This window comes from Ferrimonas pelagia, assembly GCF_039543565.1.
GTDB lineage: Bacteria > Pseudomonadota > Gammaproteobacteria > Enterobacterales > Shewanellaceae > Ferrimonas > Ferrimonas pelagia.
In genome coordinates this window covers 1-20,574 of sequence record NZ_BAABJZ010000019.1, presented here as the reverse complement: position 1 = coordinate 20,574, position 20,574 = coordinate 1, and the positions used below count along the sequence as shown (strand labels likewise).

The 20,574-nt window shown below is 54.6% G+C and carries 19 protein-coding genes and 1 other RNA gene; 10 read left to right on the top strand and 10 right to left on the bottom strand.

Annotated features, from left to right (window positions below):
* Positions 1 to 217: 217 nt before the first annotated feature.
* On the bottom strand, positions 218 to 1,348 hold the full coding sequence (dnaJ, locus tag ABEA08_RS07485) for a molecular chaperone DnaJ (RefSeq protein WP_345334667.1): 1,131 nt from the start codon (positions 1,346 to 1,348) through the stop codon (positions 218 to 220).
* 97 nt (positions 1,349 to 1,445) lie between these two features.
* Complete coding sequence (gene dnaK / locus ABEA08_RS07480; RefSeq protein ID WP_345334666.1) at positions 1,446 to 3,371, bottom strand: molecular chaperone DnaK; 1,926 nt, start codon at positions 3,369 to 3,371, stop codon at positions 1,446 to 1,448.
* Positions 3,372 to 3,644: 273 nt separating this feature from the next.
* On the opposite strand from dnaK, the gene ABEA08_RS07475 reads away from it, so the two are divergent.
* Positions 3,645 to 4,529, top strand: coding sequence for a DMT family transporter (locus ABEA08_RS07475; RefSeq protein ID WP_345334665.1), 885 nt, complete (start codon positions 3,645 to 3,647; stop codon positions 4,527 to 4,529).
* A gap of 62 nt (positions 4,530 to 4,591) precedes the next feature.
* On the opposite strand, the gene ABEA08_RS07470 is transcribed toward ABEA08_RS07475, so the two are convergent.
* Positions 4,592 to 5,437: a LysR family transcriptional regulator gene (locus ABEA08_RS07470; protein ID WP_345334664.1), complete on the bottom strand. Its 846-nt coding sequence runs from the start codon at positions 5,435 to 5,437 to the stop codon at positions 4,592 to 4,594.
* A gap of 117 nt (positions 5,438 to 5,554) precedes the next feature.
* Between ABEA08_RS07470 and ABEA08_RS07465 the strand changes: the two genes are divergently transcribed.
* Complete coding sequence (locus ABEA08_RS07465) at positions 5,555 to 6,280, top strand: SDR family oxidoreductase (protein WP_345334663.1); 726 nt, start codon at positions 5,555 to 5,557, stop codon at positions 6,278 to 6,280.
* A 134-nt stretch (positions 6,281 to 6,414) separates the two neighbouring features.
* Positions 6,415 to 7,158, top strand: a complete 744-nt coding sequence (locus tag ABEA08_RS07460; RefSeq protein ID WP_345334662.1) for a L,D-transpeptidase family protein — start codon at positions 6,415 to 6,417, stop codon at positions 7,156 to 7,158.
* A gap of 57 nt (positions 7,159 to 7,215) precedes the next feature.
* Here ABEA08_RS07460 and grpE read toward each other — a convergent pair whose 3' ends face one another.
* Complete coding sequence (gene grpE, locus ABEA08_RS07455) at positions 7,216 to 7,833, bottom strand: nucleotide exchange factor GrpE (RefSeq protein ID WP_345334661.1); 618 nt, start codon at positions 7,831 to 7,833, stop codon at positions 7,216 to 7,218.
* 94 nt (positions 7,834 to 7,927) lie between these two features.
* On the opposite strand from grpE, the gene nadK reads away from it, so the two are divergent.
* From nadK to ABEA08_RS07435, 4 genes are all read left to right on the top strand, one after another.
* Positions 7,928 to 8,812: an NAD(+) kinase gene (nadK, locus tag ABEA08_RS07450; protein WP_345334660.1), complete on the top strand. Its 885-nt coding sequence runs from the start codon at positions 7,928 to 7,930 to the stop codon at positions 8,810 to 8,812.
* A gap of 301 nt (positions 8,813 to 9,113) precedes the next feature.
* Positions 9,114 to 10,775, top strand: a complete 1,662-nt coding sequence (recN, locus tag ABEA08_RS07445; protein WP_345334659.1) for a DNA repair protein RecN — start codon at positions 9,114 to 9,116, stop codon at positions 10,773 to 10,775.
* A 175-nt stretch (positions 10,776 to 10,950) separates the two neighbouring features.
* The gene (gene yiaY, locus ABEA08_RS07440) at positions 10,951 to 12,102 is read left to right on the top strand and encodes an L-threonine dehydrogenase (RefSeq protein WP_345334658.1); all 1,152 of its coding nucleotides are present in this window, start codon (positions 10,951 to 10,953) and stop codon (positions 12,100 to 12,102) included.
* Positions 12,103 to 12,208: 106 nt separating this feature from the next.
* Positions 12,209 to 12,580, top strand: a complete 372-nt coding sequence (locus ABEA08_RS07435; RefSeq protein ID WP_345334657.1) for an outer membrane protein assembly factor BamE — start codon at positions 12,209 to 12,211, stop codon at positions 12,578 to 12,580.
* A gap of 45 nt (positions 12,581 to 12,625) precedes the next feature.
* Here ABEA08_RS07435 and ABEA08_RS07430 read toward each other — a convergent pair whose 3' ends face one another.
* On the bottom strand, positions 12,626 to 12,973 hold the full coding sequence (locus tag ABEA08_RS07430; RefSeq protein ID WP_345334656.1) for an RnfH family protein: 348 nt from the start codon (positions 12,971 to 12,973) through the stop codon (positions 12,626 to 12,628).
* Positions 12,966 to 13,400 carry an SRPBCC family protein gene (locus ABEA08_RS07425; protein ID WP_345334655.1) on the bottom strand — a complete coding sequence of 145 codons (435 nt, stop codon included), beginning with the start codon at positions 13,398 to 13,400 and terminating at the stop codon, positions 12,966 to 12,968. Before ABEA08_RS07425 ends, ABEA08_RS07430 begins: the two co-directional genes overlap by 8 nt.
* An 86-nt stretch (positions 13,401 to 13,486) precedes the next feature.
* On the opposite strand from ABEA08_RS07425, the gene smpB reads away from it, so the two are divergent.
* Both smpB and ssrA read left to right on the top strand, forming a co-directional pair.
* The gene (smpB, locus tag ABEA08_RS07420) at positions 13,487 to 13,975 is read left to right on the top strand and encodes an SsrA-binding protein SmpB (protein ID WP_345334654.1); all 489 of its coding nucleotides are present in this window, start codon (positions 13,487 to 13,489) and stop codon (positions 13,973 to 13,975) included.
* Between the two features lie 67 nt (positions 13,976 to 14,042).
* Positions 14,043 to 14,403: a transfer-messenger RNA gene (gene ssrA / locus ABEA08_RS07415) on the top strand.
* A 774-nt stretch (positions 14,404 to 15,177) separates the two neighbouring features.
* Here ssrA and ABEA08_RS07410 read toward each other — a convergent pair.
* The 3 genes from ABEA08_RS07410 to ABEA08_RS07400 all read right to left on the bottom strand — a co-directional run bounded on the left by ABEA08_RS07410 (position 15,178) and on the right by ABEA08_RS07400 (position 18,616).
* On the bottom strand, positions 15,178 to 15,798 hold the full coding sequence (locus ABEA08_RS07410; RefSeq protein ID WP_345334653.1) for a disulfide bond formation protein B: 621 nt from the start codon (positions 15,796 to 15,798) through the stop codon (positions 15,178 to 15,180).
* A gap of 11 nt (positions 15,799 to 15,809) precedes the next feature.
* Positions 15,810 to 16,430, bottom strand: a complete 621-nt coding sequence (locus tag ABEA08_RS07405) for a thiol:disulfide interchange protein DsbA/DsbL (protein ID WP_345334652.1) — start codon at positions 16,428 to 16,430, stop codon at positions 15,810 to 15,812.
* A gap of 401 nt (positions 16,431 to 16,831) precedes the next feature.
* Entirely contained in the window at positions 16,832 to 18,616 is a 1,785-nt protein-coding gene (locus ABEA08_RS07400) for an aryl-sulfate sulfotransferase (protein ID WP_345334651.1), read from the bottom strand.
* Positions 18,617 to 18,804: 188 nt separating this feature from the next.
* Between ABEA08_RS07400 and ABEA08_RS07395 the strand changes: the two genes are divergently transcribed.
* Positions 18,805 to 19,842, top strand: a complete 1,038-nt coding sequence (locus tag ABEA08_RS07395; RefSeq protein ID WP_345334650.1) for an IS630 family transposase — start codon at positions 18,805 to 18,807, stop codon at positions 19,840 to 19,842.
* Positions 19,843 to 20,372: 530 nt separating this feature from the next.
* On the opposite strand, the gene ABEA08_RS07390 is transcribed toward ABEA08_RS07395, so the two are convergent.
* A partial coding sequence (locus ABEA08_RS07390) for a hypothetical protein (protein ID WP_345334649.1) occupies positions 20,373 to 20,574 on the bottom strand: 202 nt, incomplete at its 5' end.

The window sequence follows — 20,574 nt, the reverse complement described above, 5'->3', positions numbered from 1 at the left end:
CTATGACCACATTGTCGACCAGGTTGCAGATGCTTGGAACAGCTTTCGAAAAGATGCAGAACAAGTGCGGCATCTTTGCAGCAGGGAATGGGCCAGACTGACCAAATAGATAATGGAATTGGTATTAATTCCTCCACAGCATACAGTTTTTAGCGCGCAGAAAAAAGCCGCGGCAGGGAAACCCAACCGCGGCTTGTTCTCTATCGCTGCCCCAGGGTTAACTGGTCAGATCATCAAAGAACTTCTTCACACCATCAAAGAACCCTTCCGCCTTCGGCTTATGCCGTTTGGCCGAAGCGGCGCAAGACTCATCCAGCTCGCGCAGCAGCTCTTTTTGACGCTCAGTCAGCTTCACCGGTGTCTCGATCACAACCTTACAGATCAGATCGCCAACGGCGTGACTGCGCACCGATTTCACGCCCTTTCCGCGCAAGCGGAACATGCGTCCGGTCTGGGTTTCGGCCGGCACCTTCAGCGCCACGCGACCGTCCAGCGTCGGTACTTCGATCTCACCGCCCAGCGCCGCATTGGCGAAGGTGATCGGCACCTCGCAATAGAGGTTGTTGCCATCACGGGTAAAGATCGGATGCTCTTTGATGTGCACCTGCACATAGAGATCGCCCGCTGGCGCGCCCATCTCACCGGCTTCGCCTTCGCCAGACAGACGAATGCGATCGCCGGTATCGACGCCGGCAGGAATGGTGACCGACAGGGTCTTGGTCTTCTCAACCCGGCCCTGACCGTGGCACTTGGTGCACGGATCTTTGATCACCTTGCCGCGACCACCACAGGATGGACAGGTCTGCGCCACGGCAAAGAAGCCCTGGCGGATCTGCACCTGACCCTGACCGTGACAGGTGCCACAGGTCGTTGCACTGGTGCCCTTCTTCGCCCCGGTACCATCACAGCTGTCACAGCCGGACAAGGATGGGATCTTTAGCTCTTTCTTACAGCCCTTCACCGCCTCTTCCAGGTTCAGCTCCAGGTTGTAGCGCAGATCGGCGCCACCGCGCGCCTGCTGGCGTCCGCCGCCACGACGACCACCAAAGATATCGCCAAAGACGTCGCCAAAGATATCGCCGAAGTCGCCCTGACCACCGCCAAAGCCGCCGCCGCGGTTAGGATCGACACCATCGTGGCCAAACTGATCGTAGGCAGCGCGCTTTTGCTCATCGGTCAGGATCTCGTACGCTTCCTTGACCTCTTTAAAGTTGGCTTCCGCCGCCGCATCACCCTGGTTGCGATCCGGGTGGTACTTCATCGCCAGGCGCTTATAAGCCTTTTTGATGTCGCGCTCGCTGGCATCGCGAGCCACGCCCAGCACTTCATAAAAATCGCGTTTTGACATTTGCTTGCCGTGATCCCTTGTTGGATAGCAAAACGGGCGGCCGGGAAAGGCCGGTCGCCCGCTTAATGGGGTATGTTAAGAAGCGTAAGACAAAGAATTACTTCTTGTCGTCTTTCACTTCTTCAAACTCAGCATCAACCACGTCATCCGCTGGCTTCGCCTGCTGCTCGGCACCGGCTTCCGCCTGAGCACCCGGCTGCTGGGCTTGCGCCTGCTGCTGAGCGATCTCCATCAACTTGGCAGACGCTTCGATCAGTGCTTGAGTCTTGGCTTCCATCGCTTCTTTGTCGTCGCCCTTAACGGCTTCTTCAACCGCAGCCATGGCTGCTTCGATGTTGGCTTTGTCTTCCGCTGGCAAGGCTTCACCGGCCTCTTCAACCTGCTTCTTGGTGGCGTGAACCAGACCGTCCGCTTGGTTACGAGCCTGTACCAGCTCTTCAAACTTCTTGTCTTCTTCCGCGTTCGCTTCCGCGTCGTTCACCATCGCATTGATCTCGTCCTCAGACAGACCGGAGGACGCCTGAATGGTGATCTTCTGCTCTTTGCCGGTGTTCTTGTCTTTGGCGGATACATGCAGAATGCCGTCGGCATCGATGTCGAAGGTCACTTCGATCTGTGGCATACCACGTGGCGCCGCCTGGATACCTTCCAGGTTGAACTGACCCAGAGACTTGTTGCCCTGTGCCTGCTTACGCTCACCTTGCAGCACGTGAATGGTCACGGCAGCTTGGTTATCTTCGGCCGTGGAGAACACCTGAGACTTCTTGGTCGGAATGGTGGTGTTCTTCTCGATCAGCGCCGTCATCACGCCGCCCATGGTCTCAATACCCAGAGACAGTGGGGAAACGTCCAGCAGCAATACGTCTTTCACGTCACCGGCCAGAACGCCACCCTGTACCGCAGCGCCCATGGCAACCGCTTCGTCCGGGTTCACGTCTTTGCGTGGCTCTTTGCCAAAGAAGTCCGCAACGGCTTTCTGAACCTTAGGCATACGCGTCTGACCACCCACCAGGATGATGTCATTCACGTCGGATACGGACAGATCCGCATCCTGCAGGGCCACCTTCAGCGGCTCCAGAGAGCGCACGATCAGATCTTCAACCAAAGATTCCAGCTTGGCGCGGGTTACTTTGATGTTCATGTGCTTAGGACCGGTCGCATCGGCCGTGATGTACGGCAGGTTGACGTCGGTCTGCTGTGCAGAAGACAGCTCGATCTTGGCTTTTTCAGCGGCTTCTTTCAGACGCTGCATCGCCAGCGGATCGTTTTTCAGATCGATGCCCTGCTCGTTCTTAAACTCGTCCGCAAGGTAGTTGATCATGCGGTTATCGAAGTCTTCACCACCCAAGTGGGTGTCGCCGTTAGTGGCCAGTACTTCGAAGGTGTGCTCACCATCCACTTCATCGATCTCGATGATGGAGATATCGAAGGTACCACCACCCAAGTCGTATACCGCGATAACGTTATCGCCCTGCTTCTTGTCCATGCCGTAAGCAAGGGCAGCCGCAGTCGGCTCGTTGATGATGCGCTTCACGTCCAGGCCCGCGATGCGACCGGCATCTTTGGTGGCTTGACGCTGAGAATCGTTAAAGTACGCAGGAACGGTGATCACCGCCTCGGTCACTTCCTCGCCCAGGTAGTCCTCGGCGGTCTTCTTCATCTTCTTCAGAACTTCGGCAGACACCTGAGGGGCAGCCATCTTGTTGCCATGGGCTTCAACCCAAGCATCACCGTTGTCGGCTTCGACGATCTTGAACGGCATGATATCGATGTCACGCTGAACCACTTCGTCTTTAAAGCGACGACCGATCAGACGTTTGATCGCGTACATGGTGTTGTGAGGGTTGGTTACCGCCTGACGCTTAGCCGGCTGACCGACCAAAGTCTCGCCATCGGTGTACGCGATAACGGACGGGGTGGTGCGATCGCCTTCGGCGTTTTCAATAACACGTGGCTTGTCGCCATCCAGAATGGCCACACAGGAGTTAGTGGTGCCCAGATCGATACCGATGATCTTACCCATCGAGTGCCTCCAAAAATCTTCAAACAACGAGGTGCTTAACAGTTAATAGGGATTTGGGGCCGGGGGCGTTCCCTTTCAAGGGAGGTCGCCAAAATTAATTTCCGTCACCCAGTGCTGACAGATAAATGGGGCCGCTGATCCGCCTTTCAAGGGGCTCAATGAAAAAAAATGTCTGTGCGCTTCGCCGCGACGTCCAAACCGGTATAATCGCCGCCCATCCGCTCCCCCAACCTCAACGCCTTATCTGTTATGGTGAAAAACCAAAAACGTGCCATGCAATTCGGGATCGGCGCCGTCTTGCTTTGGTCGACGGTGGCCACGGCCTTCAAACTCTCTCTGGCCCACATGAGCCCAGTGCAACTGCTGCTGTTTGCCAGCCTGAGCTCCGCTGTTGGCCTGACGCTGATCTTACTCCTGCAAGGCAAGCTGCATCTGCTGGCCCGCCAATGGCGCGCCAATCCGTCGCAGTTCGTGAAAAGTGGCCTATTGAACCCCTTCTTCTATTATCTGGCGCTGTTCGCTGCTTATGATCTGCTGCCGGCCCAGCAAGCCCAAGCGCTCAACTACACTTGGGCGATCCTGCTCAGCCTGCTGGCCGTCCCCATGCTGGGACAAAAGTTGCGCAGCTGGGATGTGATCGCCGCCGTGGCGGCCTACATCGGCGTGGTGGTGATCGCCACCGGTGGCAACATCGCCAGTCTGCAATTCGATAGCCCGCTCGGTGTCGGGCTGGCGCTGCTGTCGACCCTGTTCTGGTCACTGTACTGGATCGTCAACACCCAGGATAAAGGCGATCCCGTTGCCAGCCTGCTGCTGAGTTTCTTGGTAGCCCTGCCCTGCATCATCGCGGTCTGTGCCTGGCGTGGCGAGCTCTACTTGCCGGCATGGCAAGGATTGGTGGGCGCTGTGTATGTCGGCCTGTTTGAAATGGGGATCACCTTCGTGCTGTGGTTGACGGCCATGCGCAGCGCAGAGCGTACCGCGCCTTTGACCAATCTGGCGTTTCTTGGTCCCTTCCTGTCGCTGTTCTTCATTGCGCAGATCCTCGGAGAGGAGATCGCCAGCGCCACCATTGCCGGGCTGTGCCTGATCGTCACCGCACTCCTATTGCAGCAATTAGGGCCGAAACTGAGTGCCCTGCGCCAGCGCGCTCAATAACACCACCGTGCCATGCGCGAATGGGGTGGCCCAAGCACTTGAGCCACCCCACATCCATCTGTTCATTTTTTGCCGGCATCAGACGATGCCGCGTGCAGCAAAGTGTTCGCCGGCTCACTCTCCGCGGAGCTCGCACTGAGGCACAAGCCTATCCGCCGAAACATCCGTGGTGCATCCAAGCTCACCGCCACCAGCGCATCGCTACGCTCCAGCACACCGCTGGGCAGAAAGGAGATCCCCACACCCGCTTCAACCAGATGACGCACCTGCGTCTTGTGCGCCGCCTTGGCCACCAGATCCACCGCAAAGCCACCGGCCGCCAACAAGCTTAAGGTCTGCTGATGGGCCTCACACGCCGCACACTCAATAAATGGGTAGTGGTCCAGCTGCGCCAGACTCACCGAGCTTTGCTGCGCCAACGCGTGCCCGCGCGGCACACACAGCAAGTAATCCTCCTCCCACAAAGGCACAAACAGTTCGTCGTCTCGCTTCAGGACATCCAGCGTCAACCGGCCATCCACTGCCAGATCATCGTGATCACACAACTCCAGCTCGATCTGAGCATCCGACGCTAAACAACGCTGAATATATTGACCCAGCAAGCTGGGGCTGAGATCGTGAAAGTGTGCCAGACGGATCTTCACCCGCGCCAGACGCTCGGCAAATAGCTGAGGCAGTTGATCTGCCTGCGCTAGCAAGCGGCAGGCCAATGGGTACAACTGATGGGCATCGTCGGTCAGATCCACCCCTCGCTTATGGCGTACGAACAATGCCGCCCCCAATTCCTGCTCCAACTGTTTGATTGAGCTAGATAGCGAAGGCTGAGAAACAAAACAGCGCTGGGCAGCGACCGTGATGTCGCGCTCTTCGAACACGGCAACGAAGCAGCGCAGTCGGCGCAGCTCCATAGTCTTTACCTATCATAAGCAGAGAAACAAAGTATTTTAGCCTGACTTTCAGGCTGACTATAGTGAGCGCCTTCACGACAGCCAACGGGGCTGTCTGACCGCGAGGATCCCCCCCCTGTGTCTAAGCCACTGATCGTCATTACCGGTGCCAGCTCTGGTATCGGTGAAACCACCGCCCGCACCCTGTCTACTCTGGGACACCCGCTGCTGCTGATCGCCCGCCGGGTTGAACGTCTGGAGGCATTGAATCTGCCCAATACCCTGTGCCGCAAGGTGGATATTACCGATCGCACCAGCTTTGCCAGTGCCATTGAGGCCGCCGAAGCGCAATACGGCCCGGTCGATTGCCTGATCAACAATGCTGGTGTGATGCTGCTCGGTCAGGCCGCAAGCCAAGATCCGGCCGAGTGGCAAAAAATGCTGGACGTCAATGTGATGGGCCTGCTCAATGGCATCCACCTGGTACTGGCTAAGATGCGTGAGCGCAAAACCGGCACCATCATCAACGTCAGCTCCATCGCGGGTCGCAAGACCTTCGACAACCACGCGGCGTACTGCGGCACCAAATTTGCGGTACACGCCATCTCCGAGAACATTCGCGAAGAGGTGGCACTGGACGACGTTCGGGTGATCACCATCGCACCGGGCGCGGTCGAAACCGAGCTGCTCAGCCACACCACCAGTGACGACATCAAAGCCGGCTACAACGACTGGAAAGAGAACGTGATGGGCGGAGTTCTGGCCCCGATCGACGTCGCCAACGCCATCAGCTATACCTACGCGCAACCACAAAACGTGTGCATTCGCGAGATCGTCTTGGCCCCCACCCGCCAGCAACCCTGAGCCAGGGTTTGCCCAAGATCCCAATCACGGCGATCGCTGCTTAGCCGCATCAATGTCAAATTACCAAGTAAAGCCCGCGACTTGCGGGCTTTTTCGATCCCAGCGTATGCTTATTGGCGAGGATCAGGGATTGAATGACGGGTTTAACTGTGGACAATGGCGCGCAGTTGAATAAACGAGGTGGAATTTTGCGCGCTAGGCTTGGCTCTTTATTACTGTTGTTGCTCCCTGTCATGGCTTGGGGTCAGGGGCGCACGGTCGATGCCGTACTCAGCCAATACGGCCCACAAGCGCGAGAGCGACTGGCGCCCCATTGGGAGAGCCTGCCCGATCATCGCTCGTTCATCGCCTCCAAGTGGGTCGCGCTGAAACAGGAGCAGCAGCTCGAGATCTGGCTGCAAGACGAGAACAAGCTCTGGCATAAGCTGCGCGATTATCCCATCGTCAAAACCAGTGGCAGCCTGCGTCCGAAGATGCGCCAAGGCGATCTTCAGGTACCGGAAGGGGTATATCGACTGGATGCCGCCAACCCCAACAGCCAGTTCCACCTCTCACTGCGGATCAACTACCCCAACTCGATGGACCGCCATTACGGCGCATTGGAGCAGCGTGACGATCTGGGCGGCAATATCTTTATTCATGGCCGCGATGTGTCTTGGGGCTGCCTGGCCATGGGAGATGAGAGCATCGAAGAGCTGTTTGTGCTGGCGCACGACATCGGCCTAGATAAAATCGAGATGGTGATCAGCCCGCGGGATCCACGCAGGCAACCGCTGAAACGTCCCCACGGCGTGCCCGAGTGGGTCGAGCTCAAATACCAAGAGATCGAGGCCAGTCTCGCCGAGCTGCAAAGCCCGCTCCCCATCATCTGGTATTGAGCGGCCCCCAACCAAAAAAAGCAGCCCTTAGGCTGCTTTTCTCATGTCTCAGCGTGCTTACGCCTTAGTATCCACCGACGGTGCCGCGCCGCCGCCCTGAGACACCATCACCATTGCCGGACGTAGCAAGCGTCCATTGAGGGTGTAACCCTTTTGCATCACCGCCATCACGGAGTTGGCAGGGAATTCAGGGTTTGGCACCATGGAGATCGCCTGATGCAGATCCGGGTTAAAGCTTTCACCCATAGGATCCACCGCTTCGACGCCGAATTTTGCTACGCCGGCCAGGAAGCTCTTCTGGGTCAGTTCAACACCTTCCAGCACCGCCTTAACGGCCTCGTCTTCTTTGTTTGGCACATCCAGAGCACGCTCTAGGTTGTCCAAGATAGGCAGCAATTCGTTGGCAAACTTCTCCAGCGCAAACTTACGCGCCTTCTCCACATCGAGCGCGCTACGACGGCGGATGTTATCCACTTCCGCAGCCGCGCGGATCACGCTGTCTTTCTGCCCAGCGATCTCCGCTTTCGCAGCAGCCAATTCCGCTTCCAACTCGGCGATGCGCTCGGCTTGAGGGTCCACCTCAACCGGCTCAGCCGCGCTCTCTACCTCAGCCTGCTCTTCCTGCTGAGCCGTAATTTCTTCTTGATCCACTACTTTTTGCTGCTCGTCGCTCATCACAACTCCGCCAAACCACTTTATTCACAAAAACACTGAGCCTATTATGGGGACGAAATTTGCCACTTCAAGGCCATTAACTTGCGGATCTTCCATGTCTAAGCACTTCCATACCATTGGCCTGATCGGCAAACCCAATCACGCCGGCGCCAACCAAACCATCTCCACGCTGCACCAGTGGTTGCATGATCAAGGGTTTGAGGTTTTGATCGAGCAACGGGTTGCCCGTCAGCTCAAAGACAACACCGCGGAAACGCTCTCACTCAATGCCCTGGGTGAGCGCTGTGATCTGGTGATCGTGGTCGGCGGTGACGGCAACATGCTCGGTGCCGCTCGAGTCCTGTCCCGCTATGACGTCGCCGTGATCGGCGTCAACCGTGGCAACCTCGGCTTTTTGACCGATCTGCCACCGGAAAACTTCGAGCCAGCCCTCGCTAAGGTACTGGCAGGAGAATACGACACCGAGCACCGCTTCCTGCTGCAAGCCGAAGTCTATCGCCATGGCGCGCTCAAGGCGTCCAACAGCGCCGTCAATGAAGCGGTCCTCCACCCCGGTCGGGTGGCGAACATGATTGAATTTGAGGTCTACATCGACGGTCAATTCATGTACAGCCAACGGGCCGATGGCATGATCGTCTCCACCCCGACCGGCTCCACCGCTTATGCACTGTCGGCGGGCGGGGCGATCCTCACCCCCAATTTGAACGCCAATATCCTAGTACCCATGTTTCCCCACTCCCTGTCGGGCCGACCGATCGTGGTCGACGGTAACAGTGAGGTAAAGCTGATCGCCTCACCAGACATGGGAGAGCGGGCACTGGAAGTCAGCTGCGACGGTCACGTCACCTTAGCCGCTTTGCCGGGCGATGAGATCATCATCCGCAAGGCCGATCACGCCCTGCGATTGGTTCACCCCAAAGGCCGCAGCTACTTCGAAGTACTGCGCAGCAAATTGGGCTGGGGCAGCAAACTGTTCTAAGATCTGCTCCCGCTCGGCAGGCACAGAGCCCGTCACCGCGCCAAAGGGCCCGACGCCGATCGGGCCGGACGTTCCCACATTATTTCAACAGCGCTCTCCTCGAGCCGGAGTCAATACCCTCGGCCATCGACTCCGGCTCGCCGCGCAAAGCGGCACGATCTGTCCGCTCTACTGCCACTGCCCCGTCCCAACCAAACACATCACCAACTCACATTTTTGCCGTTCGGCCTTTACTGTCCACTTTTTCCACATATACTGTACTCACATACAGTACTCATGTTTATCCGTACAGGGATGCACCATGCTCGCACAATTGACGGTCAATAACTTCGCCATCGTGAAGTTCCTCGAATTGGATCTTCACCCGGGAATGACCAGCATTACCGGTGAAACCGGCGCCGGTAAATCCATTGCCATCGACGCTCTGGGCCTCTGTCTCGGAGGTCGGGGAGAGGCCAGCATGGTCAGGCCGGGGGCCGATCGTACCGAACTGTCCGCCCGCTTTGATCTGGATAAGATCCCCGTGGCCCGTCAATGGCTCAAGGACCACGCCTTAGAAGATGACGAAGAGTGCATCCTGCGACGCGCCATCTCCAGCGAAGGCCGGTCACGCGCCTGGATCAACGGCCACCCCGTTCCCCTAGCCCAACTGAAAGGCCTCGGTGAGCTGCTGGTGAGCATCCACGGCCAGCATGCCCACCACAGCATGCTGCACAGCGAGATCCAGCTCTCACTGCTAGACCAATACGCTGGGCATGAACGTTTGCTGCAGGCCTGCCGCCACAGCTATCAGCAATGGAAGCTGCTGGACAATGCCATCCGCGAACTGAAGGCCAGCCAAGAACAAAGCCGGGCCCGCGCCCAATTGCTGGAATACCAAGTCCAAGAGCTGGATGAATTCGCCCTACAGCCCGGCGAATTTGAACAGATAGAAACCGAACACAAGCGTTTAGCCAATTGCGGCACCCTGCTTGAGCAGAGCCAACGCGCACTCTACCTGCTCAGCGAAGGGGAGGAAGCTTCAGTCCAAAACTTGCTGTCACAGGTGATCGGTGAAGTCGAGGCACTGCAACAAGACGATCCGGCTCTGGGCGATGTACTCAGCATGCTGCATGAGGGCTTGATACAAGTCCAAGAAAGCAGCAACGAGCTGGAAAGCTACCGCAGCAGCCTAGAGATGGATCCGCAGCGCTTCGGTGAGCTCGAGCAGCGCCTCTCGCGCGCCATGACCCTGGCCCGCAAACACCAGATCAATGCCAACGAGCTGGCTGCACACCATCAAGCCTTAGCCGACGAACTGGCCGAGATCGCCGGCAGCGACGACCAGTTGGAACAACTGGAACAGCAACGCGAGCAAGCGCGCACCACGGTATCAGCCGATGGCGAACGCCTGCATATAAGCCGGGCCCGCTATGCCAAAGAGCTGGACAAGTTGGTCACCGCCAACATGAAAGAGCTGGCCATGCCGCACGCCAAGTTCAATATTGAGATCCTCCACACCCCAGACAGCCTCAGCCCGGAAGGCGCCGATAAGGTCCAGTTTTTGGTGTGCACCAACCCGGGCCAACCGATGCAACCCATCGCCAAAACCGCGTCCGGCGGTGAGCTCTCTCGCATCGGCTTGGCGATCCAGGTGATCACCGCCCGCAAAGTCGCCACACCGACCCTTATCTTCGATGAAGTCGACGTAGGGATCTCCGGGCCCACCGCCGCCGTCGTCGGCAAGATGCTGCGCCAATTGGGCCAGTCCACCCAGGTCTTCTGCGTCACGCACCTCCCTCAGGTCGCCGGCAATGGCCATAACCACATGTACGTGTCCAAGCAGAGCAAAAGCGCCAGCACCGAAACCCAAATGGTGCCGCTGCACGGCGAACAGCGGATCAACGAACTGGCTCGTCTATTGGGCGGCGATACCATCACCGACAATACCCGAGCCAACGCCTGCGAGTTACTAGTGCAATAGTGGGCTGGACACTGCACGCCCTAGCTAAGATCGTGGCGCGCAGTGTCATTCGAGCCTCAATTGAATCACTCGTGACTAAAAAGCCCTCCAAAAACGATCTTCATCAAAATCAAATTCGATCCCGAGTGCTAGTTTAAAGCTGAATAACAGAATCTAGCCCTGAAAGGAGATCACCTTGGCTGCATCCAAATTCTTCATTCCCGCAGTGAACAACCTCGGCGCCGGCGCGGTCGACGAAGCCATTGCCGACATCGTCGCGCTCGGCTTTCACCATGCACTGATCGTGACCGACAAACCTCTGGTCGAGCTCGGCGTCGCTGGCCAGATCCGCGATAAACTCAAGCAGCACAACATCGACGCCACCATCTTCGACGGCGTCCAACCCAATCCAACCACGGCCAACGTCAACGCCGGCCTCAGCCTGCTCAAACAGCAGGGTTGCGACTTCGTGATCTCCCTCGGCGGCGGTTCGCCGCACGATTGCGCCAAAGGGATCGCCCTAGTTGCCAGCAATGGCGGCGACATTCGTGACTATGAAGGGATCGACCAGTCCACCAAGCCACAACTCCCCTTGGTTGCCATCAACACCACCGCTGGCACCGCCTCTGAAATGACCCGCTTCTGCATCATTACCGATGAAACGCGCCACATTAAGATGGCCATCGTCGATAAGAACACCACGCCCCTACTGTCGGTCAACGATCCCGAATTGATGCTGCTCAAACCCAAGGGCTTGACCGCCGCCACCGGCATGGATGCCCTAACCCATGCCGTCGAAGCCTATGTCTCCACCGCCGCCACACCGATCACCGACGCCTGTGCCGAAAAGGCGATCAGCCTGATCAGCGACAACCTACGCAATGCCGTTCACAATGGCCAAGACTTGGCAGCACGGGAGCAGATGGCTTACGCCCAGTTTTTAGCAGGGATGGCATTTAATAACGCCAGCCTCGGCTATGTCCATGCCATGGCCCACCAACTTGGCGGCTTCTACGATCTGCCCCATGGCGTCTGCAACGCCCTACTGTTACCTCACGTACAGCGTTACAACGCGCAGGTAGCCGCGAGCCGGCTCAAGCAAGTGGCGCAACTGATGGGCGTCGAGACGCAAGCGCTGAGCGATCAGCAAGGGGCGGTGGCCGCCATCGACGCGATCACCCACTTATCTAAAGATATTGGGATCCCCGCCAACCTCACCGAGCTTGGGGTCAAGGAGCAAGACATCGACACGCTGGCCACCAATGCCCTCAACGACGCCTGCGGCTTGACCAACCCAAAACAAGCCAGTTTTGACGAGATCTGCCAGATCTTCCGCGCCGCCCTCTAAGCCAGCGCAACAATAAAACGGCCAGCGAGGGAACCGCTGGCCTTTTTTTGCATCCAAGGCTTAAGGTATGATGCGCGCTTAATAACAAGGAAACGCAGAGAACAACATGAAGCAGTTCCGCAAACTGATATTGGCTGCGGCCCTGACGACCGCCGTCTCAGGGTGTTCAGTGGTTGACTGGATGGTGTACAAGATCGACATCCCACAGGGTAACTTCGTCGAACAAGTGCAGATCGAAAAATTACGCGTTGGGATGACCCGAGAACAGGTCGAATTCGTACTGGGTCGCCCTGTGTTACGTGACAGCTTTGGCGACGACACTTGGTACTACGTCTATCAGTTCAAAAACGGTCGCACCAATGAACTGACCCGCAAAGAGTTACTCGTCAACTTTGTCGACGATGTCGTTAACACCGTCGAAGGCGACTATGAGCTCAGCGAGGCGTTCGATACCCCGCTGGACACTGGCCGCCCCTAAACGAGGCTCCCGATCAAAAAACGCAGCCTGATGGCTGCGTTTTTGTTATTTCGCGCGTAGCGGGTTGGGCTTACCCCCAGTGGTTTGATCCGCTCTCCCCTCCGCCTTAGCCTTCTCCGCCCGGCGCTTACGCACCTCACGCGGATCCGCCAGTAAGGGCCGATAGATCTCAACCCGCTCACCGGCTTGCAATGGCTGCGACAGTTTCACCGTGCGACTGAAGATCCCAACCTTTTGCTGCGTCAGATCGATCTCCGGGTGCAGCACCAGCACCCCAGAAGCGCGGATCGCCTGCTCCACACTGGCCCCCACCGGCACCGTCACCGTGCGCAAAAAGGCGCGTTCGGGCAAGGCATACACCACCTCAACCGTCATATTGGGCTGCTCAGCCATGATAAACCTCCTTGGCTCGCTGGGAAAACGACTGCACCATACTCTGTGCCAGATCATTAAAGACCTTACCAAAGGCCTTCTCCACCAGCACGTTGGCAAACTCAAACTGCAAACTCAGTTCCACCTTACAGGCATCCTCACGTAACGAGGTAAAGCGCCAGCTGCCCGTTAATTGCCGAAACGGTCCCTCCTTCAGAGCCATATGGATCGCTTGATCCGGCTCCAATCGGTTTTCCGTGGTAAAGCTCTGAGCTATACCGGCTTTCTTGACCGAAACCGACGCCAGCATAGCGCCATCACTGACCGACACCACCTCACTGCCAACGCACCCGGGCAGAAACTGCGGGTACGCCGCCACATCATTCACTAAGGCATACATCTGCGCCGCACTGAATCGAACCAGTGCGCTGCGGTTAATCTCAGGCATTGGCGCCCTCCCATGATCACGAAGCCGCATTTTGCCACAGCTGTAGCGATACCAAAATGGATCAGGACAGGTATAATGCTCGGCCTATGGCTAAGAAAAACGCAAAGAAATCCCAGTCCACGTCCTCCACGATCGCGCTGAACAAAAAAGCGAAGCACGAATACAAGTTTCTGGAGAAGATCGAGGCGGGTCTATCCCTGCAAGGCTGGGAAGTGAAGTCCATGCGGGCAGGCAAAGTAAACCTGTCCGATACCTATGTCATCATCCAACGCGGTGAGGCCTATCTGGTGGCCTGTAACATCACGCCACTCAATACCGCGTCCACCCACGTGGTGTGTGAGCCGATGCGCCCACGAAAATTGCTGCTCAAGCGGCGCGAGCTCGATCGCCTGATCGGCCAAGTAGAGCAAAAAGGCCTGACGTTGGTGCCGGTTGCCCTGTACTGGAGCAAGTCGTTTGCCAAGCTGGAAGTCGCTCTGGCGATGGGTAAACAGCAGCACGATAAACGTCAGGACAGCAAAGAACGCGACTGGCAACGTGAGAAAGCTCGCGTTATGAAAGGTTCCATGCGCTAACCGCTGTTTATCTGTACAGGCCTCTTTGCCTTTCAGCTCGGACAGTGGTAGCCTTAATTCTGTAACTGGGGTCGATTTAGGATTCGACGGGATATTTGAAACCCTAGGAGCATGCCGTGGGGCGGTTGGCCACGTAAAAAGCCGCAAAAAAATAGTCGCAAACGACGAAAACTACGCACTAGCAGCCTAATAAGCTGTGTAGTGCCTACCTCCGAAGCCCCGCTTACTGGCTGAAGATCATAGGTAGTCAAACCCTGTAAGATCGCGTGGACCCTTTGTCCGTAGGGAAAGCGTTAAAACTAATCGGACTCACCCGATAGAACCCTGTCTCTGGGGGTCTTGAAAGGTTAAATAAATCAGTGACTAAGCATGTAGTGCCGACGGCGTAGATGTTTCGGACGCGGGTTCAAATCCCGCCGACTCCACCAAACATACGTATGTGGGTTTGACCTAACAAACCCGAGAAAAGCCCTTAACTCATAGAGTTAGGGGCTTTTTTAATGCCAACCCAGTTCTGCTCGCAAGGATATGTTCCGCTGTGAGCAACTGGACCCACACCTGCGTCCCCCAGATAGCACATATATAGCCCCCTCAACTTTGTTCGCTTTGCTGTCGCGCAAAGCAGAGGAATTAGAGCTTCGAGCTTGCGAGCCTATGCGCCCAAAGCACTACCAAGTGGTTTCGAATTTCAATCCGATCACCGGCATCATATGGCCTTCAAAATCCCCACTTAAGCCATTGACTTAACAGAATGTATCTGTCACATCCCGGCGTGGTATTGAGTACATTAGCGGCGCCCCAAAAGGCGATCATGTTCACCGGGCCAAGCGTTTTGAAATAGCCCATACGCACATTCAACTGGTTGAACAAGTTGTTTCGCTCGGTATTGTTGCTGACAAACTCTTGCAAGTACTTTGCCGGTTGGCCCATACCCAATACGTCCTCATGGAGGATATGGGCGTCTATGGGCTGGTGGACGGTAATGCTCGAGCAATTGCGATTCCAGCAACTCCAACCAGACCGAAAAAGTGCCGATGGCAAAGCTATGAAGTGTGTCAGAGCTGACTGAGGAGCAAGAAAAATCCGAGTTCCTAGGTGAGAACTCGAATTCTGATACCACTAAAGGAGCGGTCAAACGATCCCTAACTAATTGGGATTACAGCCCAGCAGGTGCATTCTTTGGCTTGACCTGTACAAACACTTTAAACGCTAGCAGCAGAGCGCAGTTTCACTGCTCCAGTGGCAAAACCTGCGGTAACAATACCCAGTACAGCGATCTTGATACTGTAGGTAAAGACCAGCCAGTGACCCATGGTGCCGCCGAGGAAGCTCCAGTCGTCTTCACCACACACACCGGTGATGGCGAACATGCCGGGCCACCACTCGTGTAGAGGCAGGCCAAATGGATAGGCAGGCTCAGTGGCACAGGCGTTGGCACCGCCACCGGCAGCGAAGAAGTCCATGCCGGAATCCAGCGCGTCCATGGTGTGGTGGCTGGCGATGTAATCAAGTGAATGGTTAAGGCCGTAGAAGATCGCCCACCAGGCTAGGGCCAGACCCAACAGCTTCACAATCAGATTCTTAGGTGAAATTGCCAAGAACAGACCGGCGATAATGATACAGATCTGGCTCAAACGGATGTAGACGCACTTTTCGCAGGGATCCATCGCCAACCAACCTTGGAAATAGATGGTGGAGCAGAGCATCATAAAGCCGGACGCACCGGCCATTATTAGCCATACCGGACGCAGATCTGCCCAGCGATATAGGGTTGGAACCGGATCTGCCTTGAACCTGCGCCACAGGGAGTTGATAATTTCCATCTGCGAATTCCTTATTCTGCGGCCATTAGCTCGGCAACCATCTCATCGAGCATGGTCATGGAGCGGATTTTTGCGGTGGTGATCAGGTACTTGCCATTTACTACCAGAGCAGGGATCCCTTGGATCTTCGCGATTTCAACGCCTTGGTCCCATTTGGTCAGCAATTGCTTGACTTCAGGGGTGTTCACTTTCGCATCGAAGTCCGCTTTGCTGATACCTGCAGATTTCAGACCAAACGCGATCGCTTCTGCACTGTCAGCAAAGCGCATTTTGTCGTCATGAAAGTGCTTGTAGTAATCCATTTTGGCGGCTTTGTAGCCTTTCTTATTCCCCATCACTTGAGCCACAGCGAGAACTTGAGACTTCTCCAAACCCAGTGGGGTTTTGGTGGTGATATGGTAACCATCGTAGCCTGCGCCTTCAGGCAAGTTTTTTACCATATTTGGAACAACGGCGGTTTCGTATTTGTAGCAAAATGGGCAGTTCACAGAATAGATTTTGCTTACTTCCTTTGGCGCGTTGAATTGCAACTCAGGTTTCAATACCTGATAGTGCTCACCTTCTTTGAAGGTTGAGGCTTGGGCAGAAAAGGCAACAGCCAAAGTAAACAGTGCAGTCAGTGTCTTTTTCATGGCGACATCTCAGCTTTTTAACTAATAATAAATATAAATATTGAGTGCGTTGGCCTTTCTAACCAACCGCCGAAGCAATATTAACGACATTCCATGTAAGTAAATCAATCCACAAAAGCTCGATTGATCACCGTCATTATGTAACAGGGGTTGCAAGCACTTTTGAATTCAAACTTCAATTGCAGACATAAACTCAAGTGGAAATGGCTAACGCGATTAAGTCTTTTTCTTGCCTATTTTCATGACAATTAAAAACATCGCAATGGTGCTGGCGAACATAAAAATAAGAGGAGTTGCAATAATGGTTAGCTACTCAATAACGCAGAACAAGATATAGCTAAGATCAAAGAATTAGCGGCAGGCCACCTAAAGCCTGCCGCCAGTCAAATTACAACACTCGATTAAAAGCCAAACATCTGTTTAGGATCGATGATGGTTGAACGGTAGTGTGTAATATTGGGCTTGTCGGTATAAACATCGATCTCAACCATAACATTCTTCGTTTTATAGTCGATCTCGTTGATCCGACCGATGGTACGTTGACCCGGTTCACGCAGGAACGTTGAGCCACCGAAGCCAAACATAGTATCGCGATCTCCCCGGTATTCAGCATTTGAGGTTACAGGGCTGTACCAGTCATAGCCACGCTCCTTACCGTACTCCCACAGTTGCTCAACGGTCATCTTCTTGTCATCAACTTTGTATTCCACAAAGCGGGTGTATTTCTGCGTGGGCAAAGCAGGCTGTGTGTGCCAACGGCCATCACCGTTATCCAGTGAAGTGATGGTGCCTTTTGAGCTGAGCCAAGTGGTGTGCTGAGTGTAGGTAAAATCGAAGTCGCCTTCACATTTCCCCTGTTCAGTACATGAGATCTTACGGCCTTTACTATCAACCGGTGTCAGGACTTTCTTCGCCAAGTCACCTTTCCAGCCTTCTCGTGGTGCGATGATCCACTTAACCTCTTTGTCACGGCCGATCTTGACGTTACCTTGGTGTCGCAGCGAAAGAATGATGCTGTCATCGCTGGGATCATGGGAGATGGAGTTAACATGAGCCCAGTTACGACCGGCGCCAACCCCTGGGGTATCACCATAAGGGGCGTCGATCTCGAACTCATCAATGGTTTGACCATCGGACTCCAAGTCTACGTTAATGCAGACAGCACCAATGTCCAGCGCCTTCAGCTTGGCATCGCGGTAAGGGTCAAGGATGTTGTTAAGGTTCCACACATCGACCAAGTCGCCGGAGGCGGTCACCTCAAGAATATGGTCGCGTACGGTGTGGACAAGATGGCCTTCGGGATTCACGTAGGCTCGTTTGGCAGCGCGTACCAAGTAGTTACCATTTTCCATTGGCCACATGGCGTGAGTGGTATCCAAATAGCCTCGGGGCAGATCCATTTGGTCAACACGGCCCATCAGATCGAACATGCCGAAGGTTTGACCTTGTACGAAGGTCAACTTGCCATCAAAAGTGGGGTTCACACCCATTAAAATACCGCGCTTCGAGAAGTCAACGCTGCGTGAATCATAGGTAGCATCCTGGTTTAGCCACCAACGATATTCGCCCTGAGTGTCAACGATGTAATTGAAGGGGGCCATATCAAAAGCAACGGAACCTGCGGAGTGCTGTGCTTGCCAGCCGGAACCACCGGATTTGGGTTGCAGCCAGTTGACATCGGAGCCTTGGGGAACCGTGGTCATGCTATTGACGAAGTAAAGCCGGTCCTCAAATCCCTTTGCGACCTTGGTTACCTTCACTTCTTGCAACTGGGTCACGTTACGGTTGTCGACGTAATCGTTTTTAAGTGGGCCGGTTAGGATGCTGTAGGTTTCTTTTTCTTTCTTACCATCCAGTATGTATTCGACTTCGACGCTGTTATTGTGGTCAGCGTACAAGCCAAATACTGGGATACCATCGTGTCGGTTCAGCATTTGGGATCCAACAGGGTATTCTACAGGCACGCCATTTTTGCCTTTGCCTAATACCTTAACCTTGACGTCAGAAATCCTTTTACTTCCTAAGTCAACAATGGCACTCAGCGGTGCATTGCCATATGGGTTAACGACGACATACCCCAATTTTCCGGCAGAAGGCGCCATTGGAAAGCCCGCTGCATTTACGGTTTGCGTGAGACCGGCGGCACACATCAGTGCGACAGATATCCCTACAATGCTCTTTTTCATATATACCTCTAGTCTAACTAATAACAAGAGATCACCGGTGGAGACTGCGCCATTTTAGCTTTGTGAGACGCTAAATAACTGTTCCGAAATGTAGATCACTGAGTTCTCAGATTTGGAGGGAACTCGGCTTCCATTGTGCGATCTGATCAATCGCCAAAAAGAAAAGTTCGACAAGGAAGCCGAGCCCCATGATGCTAACACTGCGAGACCGTTCTGAGCGACACCGGATAACCAAAAAGCTGCATAAAACCAAGGACAAGGATGAAGTAAGACGTTTGACCGCCATAAGACTGTTGGCCGAAGGTCATACAGTCACCTCGGTCTCAAGGCTTTTGGCTGCAGCGCGATCTTCAATTAATCGCTGGGTCACTTGGTATACCGAGTCTGGACTGGAGGGCTTGGAGTCGTCCACGAGGGGGCGGACATCCCGCCTGCCTTTCGTAGAGATAGCCGCATTGCTCAAGACGTTGTTGCAGTTTTCACCTCAAGATATTGGTTATCAGCGGTCACGCTGGAGCACAGAGCTTATGGCTATCGAAGTTAACCGCTTCTTCGACCTCAAAGTGCACTCTTCAACACTGCGTCGTTGGCTCCCTAAACTAGGGATCGTCTGGCGCAGGGCCGCGCCCACTCTGCATATTCGTGATCCTCACAAGGCCGAAAAACTGGCACGTATCCGTGAGGCGTTGGAGAAATGCAGCGTCGACCATCCAGTCTTTTATGAGGATGAGGTCGATATCCATCTCAATCCCAAGCTAGGTGCTGACTGGGTGGAACGCGGCAAGCAAAAGCGCGTTGCGACTCCTGGAAAGAATGAAAAGCACTACCTGGCAGGGTCTCTGCATGCTGGCACCGGACGCGTGTCCTATGTGGCAGGTGCCAGTAAGGATTCAGACTTGTTTTTGTCGATGCTGAAGCTGCTAAAACGGCAGTATCGACGAGCAAAAAGCATCACGCTGATCGTTGATAATTACATCATCCACAAGAGCAAAAAAACACAGCGATGGTTGGCAAAGAACCCCAAGTTCGTACTGCTGTTCCAGCCGGTGTACTCGCCTTGGGTTAACAAGATCGAGCAGCTCTGGCATGCGTTGCATGAAACCATCACGCGTAATCATCGATGCAAGCACATGTGGCAACTAATCAGGCGGGTGAAGTTCTTCATGAACAACGCCTCACCATTCCCGGGTGGTGGTCATGGATTGCAGAAAGTGGAGCACAATTAGGATCAGTTATTTAGTTGGTGACTGTGGTTGAACTGGGATACATCGTATCGACTTAAAGGTCATCGAGAATGTGATGACTATCCATCGTTGGGCGCAGGTAAGGGGGGAGCCCCATTCTTATGCGAAACAGCGCATTTGCGGAGAAGAAAGGTGAAAGGCGCTCAATGCCTGCCATGCAATACAAAGACCCAGATCACGAATGACAAAACCAAGGAAAATAATTTGAATGGGGTTTATACAAGTTGGTTCAAGATTACTGAAACAGCTTGTGTTCTTGTTGAGAGTCAGTAAACATAATCACGGATCAGGGTTAGGATTATGAAGGCAATGGATAATGTGGAAAGACAGTGAACAAATATCAGAGCGTATCTTGAATGCGGCCGAGGTGCTGATACAAAAACAAGGTGCCTTGACTTTCAATTTCACGGATCTTTGCAAACCCGCTAAAACATCAATGCGTAATGTGTACCGAATGTTTCCTGATCGGCAATCACTGTTCGTTGCGTTGGCCACACGACGTTTAAGAAATCTTAATCGCTGTCTGTTATCACTAAACCAAGCCATCGAAAGCCCACAAGAGCAAGTATTGTCTCACGGTCTTTTATCAGGGCGTCCGCATGAGTGTGTATTAATTCGCCATTGATACAAATCCAGTCTGCAGGACGCCTTCTAAAAATCCGGTATTCATCATGCAGCGCTTTTGCTTCATGGGTACGCTGATCTTGGTTCCCT